The following is a 13069-nucleotide window of genomic DNA, read 5'->3' as shown; positions in this document are numbered from 1 at the left end:
AACAAATTGGTAACAGTGGCCCGAATGCGCCCTATTTCGGCGAATTCATGCCGATTTTCCGCCATAATGGTACATGGTTGCACGGTGGCAATGCCGCCCGTCAGCCGGGCGACAAGGTTGCCGCAATACAGTTCACAGAAAGGGAAACTATGAAGACCGTGTTCCTTATCCTCAAGCAGGTGGATGGCGTCAAGCATCTGGCAGGCGTGGCGGAGACCATCGGCGACGCCGCTGACCTGCTGGCCAAGTGGGAGCCTGAATGCCCCGACAACTTCAACTTCCTGGGCACCAAGGAAGAGTATGGCGTGACCCGCCACCTGTTCAACATCCCGTTCAACATGGAATACCTCATCTACGAGGTGCCGCTGAACTCCGAGGTGCCCGCCGAGCTGTTCAAGAAGGAGTACGGCGGCATCTGATCCGCCTGCCACAGCCGCTCCCGCCTCGCAGCCGGTTTCATCATGAGCCTCCTCATACATGAGGAGGCTCATTTGTTGTTCCTTGTCACTTCATTGGGAGCCCAGAGCGTCAACCTGACTATCGGCTATGGACCAGGATCCGTCCAACGACCCGGACACCGAACGGACATTGCCGGTGCTGTCGAGTACGGCAAGACGACGGTACAAACTGATCTGCCCGGATGCCATCGACACTATCGAACCTTCGGGCAGCCTTTGGTTGACCGCCGGCCCCGGCACGATCTGACGGTACGCAGCCTGATTGCCGTCGGCAGACACCTCGGTGGCGTACACCAGATTGAGGTCGTTATAGAACGTCAGCATGGCCACATGCTGCACCTGGGAGACCAACGCCGCAGCATCGCTCAACCCGGTCACCGTATTGGACGAATCCCGTATGACCCCGGTGACGGCCACGCCGCTCAACGCACCGCCATCGATGGCCAATGCCAGCCTCGAACCTTCCGGCGAGACGTTCACCGAAGAGACCTGCCCCCCGTAATCAAGCCAGGGAATCTCGAGTCGCACGGTTTTCCCATCGCTGAACACGTACAGCGTCCGTCCGTCTTCACCGACTCCCCACACCTCGCCGTCCGCTCCGGAAGTCAGTGATTTCAGCCTCGCGCCACCGAATGCCGTGCCGCAGGATCCGCCATTCGCGTTCAGACACTCCGCGATGCCATTGGAGTGGAGCACCGCTCCCCCATTCGCCGAATATGCGAGGCCTGACGCATCCTCGGCATCCGACACATCCGCTATGCGCAATGGGCTGGAGCTGGACAGGGAAACGATGTGGCCTCCGGTCAAGGTATATACGCCGACCGCAGGCTGATCGACGCCGAGCTTGAGGTTCGTATCGGCATCCGAATAATCCACACCGTCGCCGGTGACCTTCAATGAATAACCGGTGCCCCCATCACCAAGCGTCAATCTGATGCGGTGCACGAGGATGGCGCGATCCTCATCGCTCATCGCATTGATGCCGCTGGTCAGTCTCACTTCGACCACATTGTTCTGCACCGGAATCGAATCAGTCGTCAACGATATCGAGGACACGTCCGCCTGTTTCACCGCGCCTCGCAGCCAGTCCGGAACATCCCCCAGCACCTCCAGGACCGCCCGCGCGCGCCAATTGCGCCAGCTCAGCCAGCGCACGTCCGGAATCATCTGCTTGCCCGAGGAAGCCACCTGATACACCGAGACCTGACGGAAGACCTGATCGAAATCAGCGACGGAAATCACCACGCCATCGTCCAAACGGGAGATGCGCCATTGCCCTTTATGCTGGACCAGTGTATACGGGATCTTGCGTGGCTCGCTGTCGTGCACCGGACGGTATGAGCCGTTCTGGTCCAATGTGCCGACGACCTGAAGCTCGACCTCCACAATCAGAGAGTTCTCCGTACCTTGCGGCGATGTCAGAGTATTGGCGCGACGCCGGAAATCAGGAGTGCCGTTGTAGATCAGCGCCGCACCATCGCCGTCCCATGCCGCCGAGGCCGACGAGGCTAGGAACTGACGGGCCACGTGGTATCCGTCGGATTGCACGCCTGCCGGCATGGCGTCATAGAACCCTTTGACGATGCTTTCCGGCTGTGCGTCTTCAACCGGCCCCTGTGGATTGGTATAGACACGACGGGACTGTTGTTCCATGGGTTCAAGCGTCTGCACATTGCCGCTGGACGGCAATGCCAGAGGGCTCGAACATGCACTGACCGTCAGACAGCACACGAGCGCCATGGCCAGAGAGGCCGCTGAACGACACCATCTGTTCATTGTGGACCTCCATTGTCATCGGGCTGGTTTTCCGAATGCGCATCGTCCGCGGACGCCTGAGCCTGAACCTGAGCCCGAGCCTGAACCCAAGCCTGAACCCGAGCCTGAACCGTATCCGATGGCGGATGTCCCGCCGCAATCTCCCCGCGTTCGGCGACCGGGCTCGCCGCCACACCGAATCCTCCAGTCACCGCGAAGTCGTCAGCATCGGCTCCGCGGAACGCGATGGGCAGGTCCCCTTCAGACAGATGAGCTCCTCGCGGATCGCACGGCAGTGCTACCAGGAACCAAGTGCCTTGGCCGATCGCCGAGCGCACGGTGATTGAACCATGGTGCAGCATCGCATCGGTCATCGCGATGGAAAGCCCCAGACCCGTACCTCCGGTGATGCGCGAGCGGGAGGGGTCGCCCCTCCAGAACCGGTCGAACACATGAGACACGGTATCCGCGTCCATGCCTGCGCCGAAATCGCGCACGCTGATGACCACGGCCTTGCGGTTGGCGGCGATACGAACCGCAATCGGCCCGTTTTCCGCGAAATCGACGGCATTGGCCAGAAGGTTGCGGATGATACGTGTGACGCGTCGGACATCCACTTTGGCCCATACCGGCACGTTGGGCAGCATGGTCCGGATCTCCACATGTTTTGCCGCAGCGATGCCGGAGACCTGATCCACTGCGTCATTGACCGGATCACGCACATCGGCATCAACGGCATCCAATGCCGCGTATCCGGCATCGTACCGGGAGATCTCAAGCAAATCTGCGAGCATGTCCTGGAATCTGTTGATCTGTCCGGACAGCAGTTCGATCGTGCGCCGCGAGGCGGGATCGAAACCATCCCTTTTCATCTCCAGGAGATCGGAAGCCATCCGCATCGTGGTCACCGGCGTGCGCAGCTCATGGCTGACGTCAGAGACAAACCGTTTCTGGGATGCGCTGGCTTCTTCAAGCTCATCGATTTTCTGATTCAGCGAATCGGCCATACTGTTGAACGACCGCTGCAGAACGCCAAGCTCATCCTTGCGATCCACCTTGACACGCGTGTCCAGATCACCCGAGGCCAGCGTCGCCGCGGCGTCGGCCACACGTTCCACCGGATGCACGATGCCACGTATCACCAGCCACATCACCACGCCCACCGCTATCGACAGCATGGCGCAAACAGTCAGCAGACTCAGCTGAATCTGCGTGAGTGACTGCTGCTGCAACGTATATGAATACACAGCGAAGAATTCGAGGTCTCCCGCCAGCCCGTAATCAAGCACCGTCCCCAACACGGCTCCCGGTGTATTCCCGGTCATCACATCCGAGGCGATGGATAGCCCCACCGGCTGATAGAACACATTGCCATCAAGGTCGGAGGCCACCGCGGAACGCATGTCTGCGGTGATCACATCCTCATACGTCGGTTCTGTGGACACCGGGATGATGGAACGCGCCGTGGATTCACGGCTCCACAGGTAGACGCCCACGAGATTGGAGGAGCCGTCCGATTGCAGGTTGGACGCCAGATCGTTGACCAGCTGCTGGATCTGCACCGTGGTGGTGGCATCCGAAGCGTCCAGATTGTTCTGGGCCTGTTCGACCATATTGGAGAAATCGGCTTGGGATTGTGACGTGGTCTGAGTCAGCAATGAGGCGCGTACAGACACCATGGAGACCACGGAGAACACTACCGCGACCGATAGCGTCAAAATCACTGTCAGGGCCACTGTACGCGCCTGCAATGAACGTCGCACTTCAGATCGGCCATGGCGCAACAGACGCCTGACGCTGAATCTATGGCGAGACACCGGCTCGGCACGATGCTCCCGGCGCCCCGTATCCCCGCTCATCTTCGGCGTCTTGGAGTCAGACACCGTCAGCCCTCAGGCGTAACGAACTTGTAGCCAATGCCGCGCACGGTCTGGATGATCTGCGGGTTCTCCGGATCATCCTCCACCTTGGCGCGCAGGCGCTGCACATGCACGTTGACCAATCGGGTGTCGCCCGAACTCTCATACCCCCACACGTCATGCAGCAACGCCGAGCGGCTGATGGCCTCACCCGCAGCCGCCGCGAGCACGAACAACAGCTCGAATTCCATCGGGGTCAGGCCCAGGTCCCTGCCGTCCTTGGTGGCGGTATGCTCCAGACGGTCGATGACGATGCCGCCACGTTCGACATGATTGACATTGGCGGCGTTCGCAGCCGTCTCTGACCCACCAGTCGCCGACATTGGTGCGGCGATGCGGAAACGGGCACGGATGCGCGCCAGAAGCTCGGCCACCTTGAAAGGCTTGGGCACATAGTCGTCCGCTCCCGCCTCGAGACCCGCGACCACGTCGGTGGTGTCCGATTTCGTAGTAAGCATGATGATCGGCACATTCGAGGTCTGGCGAATGCGACGGGCCACTTCAGTGCCGTCCAGCCCGGGAAGCATGACATCCAGCAGAATCAGGTCCGGCTTGACCGTCGGGAACATCTCCACCGCCCGAAGGCCGTCCGTGCAGGTGACGGTCTGGAATCCCTCGTTCTCCAATACGAGGCTCAGCATTTCGCCGATGGCCTGATCGTCGTCGACAATGAGAATGACCGACATGCCCTTCCACGCTCCTCTGTTCGCACCGATTTCCCTACACCACCGTTGGAACACTTCACTGTTCCGTTACACTTTACCTCTTCCCGCCATCTTCGCCATGCAGAATTGGTCGGATTATCGCCAGGCGCTGGCTCACCTCATGCTCGTAACCGCGATCGTTGGGATGATAGTATTCCGTGCCGCGCAGCATCTCGGGCATGTATTCCTGAGGCGCCACGGCGCCGGGCCAATCGTGCGCGTACTTGTATCCCTCATGGTTGCCCCATTCTTTCATGAGCTTGGTGGGAGCGTTCCTGAGATACAGCGGCACCGCGCCGATCTTTCCCGCGTCCACGTCGGCAAGCGCGGCGTTGATGGCGTTGTAGCTGGCGTTCGACTTGGGCGCCGTGGCCACTGCGATGGTCGCCTCGGCGAGGATGATGCGCGCCTCTGGCATGCCGACCAGGGCCACGGCCTGGGCGGCGGCGACGGCGACCTGCAGGATCTGCGGAGCGGCGAGCCCCACCTCCTCGGCCGCCGCGATCATGATGCGTCGGGCGATGAACCGTGGATCCTCACCGGCTCTGATCATGCGGGCCAAGTAGTGGATGGCGGCGTCCGGGTCGGAGCCGCGCATCGATTTGATGAACGCGGAGATCACGTCGTAGTGGTCATCGCCGTCCTTGTCGTAGCGCACGGTGGCGGTGTCCATCACGTTGGCGACGACGTCCGGTGTGATGATGGGGCGGCGGGCGCCCTTCTTGCGGGCCTCGTCCCCCGTGACCGCACCGGCGGCAGCCTCGAGGATAGTCAGGGATTTGCGCGCGTCGCCTCCGGCCATGCGCACGATGTCGGCTATGGCCTCATCAGTGGCTTTGACTTCGCCTTTAAGCCCTCGTTCACTGTCCAGCGCACGGTGCACGAGCTCGGTGAGCTGGTCGGCTTCCAAGGATTCGAGCTTGACGACCACCGAACGGGACAGCAACGGCTTGATGACCGAGAAACTCGGGTTTTCGGTGGTGGCTCCGATGAAGGTCACGTCACGGTTCTCCACAGCAGGCAGCAATGCGTCCTGCTGCGATTTGGAGAACCGATGCACCTCGTCGATGAACAATACGGTCTCCTGGCCGCGCGAGACGAGACGTTCGTGGGCGCGGACGAGCACGTCACGCACATCCTTGACGCCGCTGGTCACGGCCGAGAGCTCCTCGAACACGCGGCCGGACTGCCCGGCGACGATGGTGGCGAGCGTGGTCTTGCCGACGCCGGGCGGACCGAAGAGAATCACCGAGCTTGGGGCCGTGAGGCTTCCCTTGCTGGCCGGATTGGCGAGGCGGCGCAGGGGACTGCCCTCCCCCAGCACATGCCGCTGCCCGATGACCTCATCCAATGTGCGCGGCCGCATACGCACCGCCAATGGCCGCGTCATCGTCTCCGGCGCATCCGACGCCCCGAACAGATCGTTCTGACTCATGGTTCCACCCTACAGCACGGCTCGAACATCTGTTCGATATGCTGGTTTGTGCATATTACGATGTCAGTCCCCGTTGCCCACCTTGTAGTCGTAGAAGACCACTTCGCCGGTGTCCTGGGTCGCGTCGAGGTCGACCACGCCTTCGATGGCCCAATCGTGGTCGCCATCGGAGTCGTCGATAATCTGGCGCACCTTCCACGTGTGCTCGTCCTGCTCATGCCGGTCGTCAAGCATGAACAGCTTGGGCGAACGTGCGTCCGCACCAATGCCGACGTATTCGTGCTCGTCGTAATAGTCGTCAAGCACGTCCTCCCACTCGTGCACGCCGTAGCCCCAGTCCTTGTCGAGCGCACCGAGTTTGTCGGGGTCGTCGAGGTCCATGAGCTGCACACGGCGGAACAGGGCGTTGCGAACCAGCACGATGAGCCCTCGCCGGTCCTCGACCACCTGGTTCTTTTTGCCGGGCGCGGCCAGGGATGCGGCAGCCTCGGATTGAGCTGAGGAATCTCCGGCGTTCTCCCACTCGTCCACCAGCGAGGAGTCGATGGAGCGGACGAGCACGCGCAGCCAGGAAATGATGTCCTCCAGCTGCTCGTCGCATTTCTCAGGCGGTACAGTGCGGGCCAGCGTGCGGTAGGCGTCCGACAGGTAGCGCAGCAGCGTGCCTTCGGAGCGGGCGATATTGTATCGGGCGATATATCCGGTGAAGTCGGAGGCGGTCTCCACCATGTCTCTCACCACGGATTTGGGGCTCAGATAGTAATCGTTCGCCCATGGCACGTCATGCCGGTACTGGTCGAACGCCGCCTCGAGCATGTCCTCCAGAGGCTTGGGATAGGTGATCTCCTGCAGCTTGTCCATGCGCTCGTCGTAGTCGAGACCGTCGGCCTTCATCTCCTCGAGGGCCTTGTCTCGCGCCTGGCGCTCCTGGGCGCGCAATACCTGCTTGGGGTCTTCGAGCGTGGCCTCGGCCATCGAGATGACGTCCAGCGCATAGGTCTCTGATTCGGGGTCGAGCAGTTCGAGGGCGGCGAGCAGGAACGGGGAGAGTGGCTGATCGAGTGCGAAATCGTCCGGCATGTCCAAGGTCATGAAATAGTCCTTGCCGCCGTCCTGCCTGTCCTCGGTTTCGATCACCTGTGTGTCGAACAGGGTCTGGAAGATCTCGTCGGCGCGCTGATGCAAATGCTCTTTCTGCTCCGGGGTCTGGGCGCTGTCGTCAATGAGGTCCTCGACGCGGGCGCGGGCGTCGCCGCCCTGCGCGACCTCGTTGAGCACCATGGAATGCGTGATCTTGAGATGCGGGACCAAGGTCTCCGGTTCGGCGTCGATGAGTTTGTCGAACGTGTTTTCGTTCCAGGTCACGAATCCTTCGGGCGCCTTCTTGCGCTTGACCTTCTTGAGCTTCTTCGGGTCGCCGCCTGCCTTGGCGAGCGCCTTCTGGTTCTCGATCTCATATTCGGGGGCCTCGGCAATCACCAATCCTTCGGTGTCGAAGCCCATACGGCCGGCGCGGCCTGCGATCTGATGGAATTCACGGGCCCTGAGCCGCCGCATCTTCGTGCCGTCGAACTTGGTCAGGGCGGTCAGGACCACCGAATGGATCGGCACGTTGATGCCGACGCCCAGCGTATCGGTGCCGCAGATCACCGGCAGCAGGCCCTGCTGGGCGAGCTGCTCGACCAGACGGCGGTAGCGTGGCAGCATGCCGGCGTGGTGGATGCCGACGCCGGTGCGCAGCAGCCGTTGGAGTATTTTGCCGAACGCCGTCGTGAACTTCACCCCCTTGATGGCATCCGCGATGGCCTGTCGCTGCTCCTTGCTGGACACGCCGGTGGAGGCGAGCGCCTGCGCGGTCTCCAATGCGGCGTCCTGCGAGAAATGCACGACGTAGATCGGCGTCTCACCGTTGCGGAAGGTCAGTTCGACGGTCTTCTCGAGCGGGTCGAGCGTGTACTCGTAGCTCAGCGGCACCGGACGAGGCGCGTCGGCGATCACGTCCACATCGGGCGTGTCGTTGAGGTCAGCGAGCTTGTCGGCCACGGCGTCCACGTTGCCGAGCGTGGCACTCATCAGCAGGAACTGGGTCTGTGGCAGGGTGAGCAGAGGCACTTGCCATGCCCAGCCACGTTCCGGGTCGCCGTAGTAATGGAACTCGTCCATGGCCACGAGCCCCACGTCCGCATGGACGCCTTCGCGCAGCGCCTGGTTGGCGAGAATCTCGGCGGTGCAGCAGATGATGGGCGCGTCAGCGTTGATATGGCTGTCGCCTGTGATCATGCCGACGTTGTCGCGCCCGAACACCTCGACGAGATCGAAGAACTTCTCCGAGACCAAGGCCTTGATCGGTGCGGTGTAGTACGAACGCCGGCCGGTGCACAAGGCGGCGAAATGCATGCCGAGCGCCACCAGCGATTTACCGGAGCCGGTGGGCGTGTTGAGGATCACATGGTCGCCGGCGAGCAGGTCCATGATGGCCTCCTCCTGATGCGGCCACGGCTCGATGCCTTTGACCTCCTGCACCCAGCCGAAGAACCGCTCGTAGATATCGTCGGCGGTGAGATTGCGCTGTCGTCCGTCGCCATCCCACTCGGGGGCCAGACGTCCCAGCGATCCATATTCCTTCTCGTCAGTCATAGTCCCCCAGTCTAGCCGCCCGTAATGCCTGTATGTGATTTCCCAACTGGCAGTCTGCCATCTCAACGTGCACGTCTCAGCGCCCACACTCAGCGCCCACAACAATCAGGGCGTCCGTCCACGCCCCGCCTATGAGCGGATTGTGGGCGGACGCCCTGATGCCGATGGCAGGCTAATCCGGCTTTTACCGTCATGCCGTCATGTCATGTATGCCGCATGATAGTGCTCTGTCATAACGGTTCGGCCGGCTGGGTTCTTCAGTGACGCGAGGCTTCGCGGCGCTTGATGACGAGCACCGTGACGCCACCGGCCGCAGTGATCGCCAACGCAGCGACCAGCGGAGCGATGGAGGAACCGGTGTCGGACAGTTTCTTGTTCGGCTTCGCAACCGGCTTGCCAGGCTGAGGCTTGCCGGGCTGCGGCTTGACGCCCTCACCTGCGGCGACGGCGAACGGCAGGTTCACCGTGGTGCCGTTGGTGGCGCTGACCACGGTAAGGGTCAGGTCGCCGGCCTTGGTGTCGGCGGGAACCGTCACCTTGAGCGACGCGGTGTCGCCGTTGTTGACCGGAGCTTCGCCCACGGTCTTGCCGTTCAGGGTGGCGGTCAGCTTGGTCTCCTGCGGCACGCCCAGAGAGGTGAGCGTGAGCTTGGAGAAGTTCAGCGTGAACGAGTCCCCGGCCTTGACTGCCTTGGTCGGCACACCGGTCACGGCCACGGCACGACGGTCGTAGCGGGGCTGGAGCGGCGAGTTCTTGCCGATGTAGTCGATCCATGCATCGCGATCCACCAGACCGGTGTCCTTGGTGTCCTTGCCCTGGGCGAAGACGCGGAAGTTGTCGCCGCCCTGAAGCAGGAAGCTGAAGGAGCCGATGCGGTAGTCCTTGTTGAGATCGAGCGGCTTGCCGTTGACGGTCACCGAGGTGATGTGGTGGCCTTGGGCTGCGTTCGGATCGTAGGTGTAGGACACGTTGTGCGACAGGCCGAGCTGCAGATACGGGCGCGAAGGCACCTTGCCGTCCTCGGTGAGCTGCCACTGCTGTTCCAGCGCTTCCTTGAACTGCGCACCGGTCAGGGTGGTGGTCCACAGGTTGTTGAGGAACGGCAGTACGGCGTTGGCCTGGGCGTAGGTGATTGAGCCGTCGGCCGCGAGCGTGCACTTCTCGTTCTCGCCGGTCTTGCAGAATTCGGCGCGCAGACCGCCCGGGTTCACGACGCCGATCTCAGCGCCGCCACGGTCGGCGGACTTCAGCGATTCGAGCAGCGAGTCGGCCACGAGGTTGCCCATCGTGGATTCGGAGGCACGATCATCACGGGCGCCGTCCTTGAAGGCGGTGGTGATGTCGGCGGCGATGGAGCCGACCTTCTCGTTGCCCTTCTGGTCGGCGACCTCAAGAGCCGCGTCCACGATCTCCTTGACCTTCTTGACCGTCTCGTCGCCGGATGCGGCCAGCTCGTCATCGGACTTGCTGGTGTCCACCTTGTTGTTGCCGGACTTGACGTAGGAGACCTGGCCGTCGGCCTTGTCGTAGTCGAGCACAACCTGGCCGACGTTCGCCGCGTAGCTGCCGGTCTGGATGATCGGGCGGTTGTTGTGGGCGGGGTCGGTGTAGTCGTACTTCATGTGGGTGTGGGCGGTGAAGATCACATCGACTGCCGGGTCGGTCTGGTCGACGATCTCCTTGAACACCGGGCTCGAGGCCTTCTGCTCGTCAAGCGTGGGCTTGCCGGTTTCGTCATCCTCGTTGGCTGGTGCGCCCTCATGGTATTCGGCCACGATCACGTCGGCCTCGCCGTTGGATTCATCGCCATCGGTGAGCTGCTTGGCCACACGGTTCACGGCTTCGACCGGATCACCGAAGTCAATGGTCTCGATGCCGCCGGGAGAGACCAGAGTGGAGGTCTCCTGCGTGACCGCGCCGATCACGCCGACCTTGACGCCATCGACATCCTGGATGCTGTATTCGGGCAGGGCCGGGGCCTTGGTGCCCTTCTTGTAGACGTTGGCGCCAAGGTAGTCCCACTGGGCCTTGTTGTTGTCCTTGGTGCCGTTCATCACGCGACCGGTCAGGTCGTCGTAACCCTGGTCGAATTCGTGGTTGCCGACGGCGGAGGCCTTCACACCGAGCGCATTGAGCACGTCGATGGTGGGCTGGTCGAGCTGGATGGACGAGTTGAACAGGGAGGCGCCGATGTTGTCTCCGGCCGAGAGCAGCAGCGAGTTGTTCGGGTATTCGGCGCGCAGCTGTTCGATGGTCGCCGCGAACGGGACCGTGAGGTTCTTGTCGATGCGGCCGTGGAAGTCGTTGAAGTTGAGCAGGTTGATGGTGGTCTTGGTGGAGGCCGGCACTGCGGTCTCAATCCAGCCCTGGCGCAGGGAATGACCGTCGGTCACGCCATCGTCCGCCCAGAAGACCGGCTTGTAGCTCTTGCCGTCCACGACCTTGGTGGCTTCGGCGTCCGGGGTGACCGCGTAGCCTTCGGAGTTCTGCTGGCCAATCTCATTCGGGGTTTCGGTCAGCTTGGTGAGCTGCAGCGCGCCGTCCTTGAACTCGTAGGTGCCGATCTTGGAGGTGGTGGCACCATCCTCGCCGTTGAGGGAGTTGTCACCCTCGGCGATGAGCTGGTTGTGCTCGGCATCCCAGAACAGGTCGCGCGGTCCGGAGTAGCCGGCTGCGGTCGCCGCTGCCGGTAGCGTGATCTGGGAGACCGGGAACACGAGGTCCTTGCCGTTCACGGTCTCGAGCGCGAACGCGTAGATGCCGCCAGTCTTCTCGAGCGCGGCGAAGAACAGGCCACCATAGTCGTTGCCGAAGCTGTCCGGGTTGTATTCGGTGATGTGGTCCGGGTAGAGGTTCACCTTGAAGTGGTTGGCGAGGAGCACGGAATCAGGGATGAACGCGAGGCCCTCGACGCCGAGGTTGGCGTCGTCGCCCTTCTCGAGCTCGACGCCGAACTGGCTGAGCGCGGAGACCAGGTTCCACTCATGGGTGGCGGCGAGGTCCTGGGCACCATCACCGTTCGTGTCGGTGGCAGCCTGGCTCACGTCGTAGCTCAGGATCGAGGGGCGCGGCTCCTTCTTGTTCTCGTTGTCGCGCTCGGCACCGATGAACACGCCCTTGGAGGAGTCGCCATTGATCAGCGTGATGCCTTCGGAGTCGACTCCGCCCTTGCCGTCCTTGAAGTGCAGCTGCTTGCCACCCTTGGTCTTGCCGTCCTTGTCGAACGTCCAGCCGTTGGCGGAATCCTGCTGCCACTTGCCGTCCTTGTAGACGAACTTGTTGATGGCGCCTGCGCCCTTGGGACCAGTGATGCCGAGGGTCGGGTTGAGGTCGTTGTCGGCCGCCCACAGCGTACCGGGCTGCCCGTTGGCACCGGGCTCATAGACCAGGCCGGACAGGTTGCCGTCGGTGTGCTCGCCGGTGGCCTGACCAGCACCGAACTCATCCGTGCCGTCAACGGCAGTGACCTCGGCAAGGCCTGGCCATGCGTCGACGGTGAACTTCTCGGTCGGCTTGTCGGGATCACCGCTGCCGGGCTTGTCGGGATCGGTGGTCTCGCCTTCCTTGACCATGCCATCGGCATCCGTGTTGGCTACGTAGACGGCGTTCTTGTCGTCCCCGTTCCAGCTGAAGCTCAGCACCAGCTTGCCGGTCTTGTCATAGACGCGGACCTTGTCTTCCTTGCCGAGGCCGATGCCTGCAAGCTTGTCCAGGTTGAAGACGGCTTCGCCGGCTGCCGGTACCTGAGTGCCATCGGCGATGGTGTAGGTATGGTCTGCGGAGTCCTTGTCGTCACGGATCGAGTAACCGGAGATGTCCACGGCGGCCGTGTTCTTCGAGCCGATGGTGACGGTGTCGGTGCCCACCTCGATGCGCTTGAGATACAGCGCCGTGGTCTCGTCCTTGATGATGTTATCGTCGGAGCCTGCCTCGGCGACGGTCGCCGGCGCGGTCGCGGCCGGCGGTTGGCTTGCCGGCGTGGCGAAGGCCGCAGGCGTCATGCCCGCCAGCCCCGCCAGCGTGGCGATAGATGCGACAAGCGCGATGGCACGATTCGTGCCGCGCTTGAAGTCGGTATACTGGTTCACTGCCCTGTCCCCTTCCTCGGTGGCCCATGTACGGGCGGAAGTTGGCCGCCCGCTGAGCAATCATGGTCAATTT

General features: G+C 62.4%; 7 protein-coding genes. 1 reads left to right on the top strand and 6 read right to left on the bottom strand.

The genetic code is table 11. The features are described 5' to 3' along the window. Positions 1–149 precede the first annotated feature (149 nt). Complete coding sequence (locus tag BREU_RS07055) at positions 150–419, top strand: hypothetical protein (RefSeq protein WP_044088642.1); 270 nt, start codon at positions 150–152, stop codon at positions 417–419. 90 nt (positions 420–509) lie between these two features. Here BREU_RS07055 and BREU_RS07050 read toward each other — a convergent pair whose 3' ends face one another. The 6 genes from BREU_RS07050 to BREU_RS07025 form a co-directional block, all read right to left on the bottom strand. After that, complete coding sequence (locus tag BREU_RS07050) at positions 510–2234, bottom strand: LpqB family beta-propeller domain-containing protein (RefSeq protein WP_044088643.1); 1725 nt, start codon at positions 2232–2234, stop codon at positions 510–512. Beyond that, positions 2231–4072 carry an MtrAB system histidine kinase MtrB gene (mtrB, locus tag BREU_RS07045; RefSeq protein WP_081886612.1) on the bottom strand — a complete coding sequence of 614 codons (1842 nt, stop codon included), beginning with the start codon at positions 4070–4072 and terminating at the stop codon, positions 2231–2233. Before mtrB ends, BREU_RS07050 begins: the two co-directional genes overlap by 4 nt. 26 nt (positions 4073–4098) lie before the next feature. Continuing rightward, a complete protein-coding gene (mtrA, locus tag BREU_RS07040; protein ID WP_044088644.1) occupies positions 4099–4818 on the bottom strand; it encodes an MtrAB system response regulator MtrA in 720 nt (239 codons plus the stop codon). Between the two features lie 73 nt (positions 4819–4891). After that, positions 4892–6271, bottom strand: a complete 1380-nt coding sequence (locus tag BREU_RS07035) for a replication-associated recombination protein A (protein ID WP_044088645.1) — start codon at positions 6269–6271, stop codon at positions 4892–4894. A 63-nt stretch (positions 6272–6334) separates the two neighbouring features. Continuing rightward, complete coding sequence (locus BREU_RS07030) at positions 6335–8908, bottom strand: DEAD/DEAH box helicase (RefSeq protein WP_044088646.1); 2574 nt, start codon at positions 8906–8908, stop codon at positions 6335–6337. 257 nt (positions 8909–9165) lie between these two features. Next, positions 9166–12996, bottom strand: coding sequence for a 5'-nucleotidase C-terminal domain-containing protein (locus BREU_RS07025; protein WP_044088647.1), 3831 nt, complete (start codon positions 12994–12996; stop codon positions 9166–9168). Positions 12997–13069: the final 73 nt, after the last annotated feature.

Source organism: Bifidobacterium reuteri DSM 23975, assembly GCF_000741695.1.
Classification (GTDB): domain Bacteria; phylum Actinomycetota; class Actinomycetes; order Actinomycetales; family Bifidobacteriaceae; genus Bifidobacterium; species Bifidobacterium reuteri.
The sequence above is the reverse complement of the archived record's forward strand: the minus strand, read 5'-3'. Positions and strand labels throughout refer to the sequence as shown.

Coding starts and splice junctions, on each gene's coding strand:
- mtrB (WP_081886612.1), bottom strand. CDS start 4,072: ATGAGCGGGGATACGGGGCGCCGGGAGCATCGTGCCGAGCCGGTGTCT.
- BREU_RS07035 (WP_044088645.1), bottom strand. CDS start 6,271: ATGAGTCAGAACGATCTGTTCGGGGCGTCGGATGCGCCGGAGACGATG.
- BREU_RS07055 (WP_044088642.1), top strand. CDS start 150: ATGAAGACCGTGTTCCTTATCCTCAAGCAGGTGGATGGCGTCAAGCAT.
- BREU_RS07030 (WP_044088646.1), bottom strand. CDS start 8,908: ATGACTGACGAGAAGGAATATGGATCGCTGGGACGTCTGGCCCCCGAG.
- mtrA (WP_044088644.1), bottom strand. CDS start 4,818: ATGTCGGTCATTCTCATTGTCGACGACGATCAGGCCATCGGCGAAATG.
- BREU_RS07050 (WP_044088643.1), bottom strand. CDS start 2,234: ATGAACAGATGGTGTCGTTCAGCGGCCTCTCTGGCCATGGCGCTCGTG.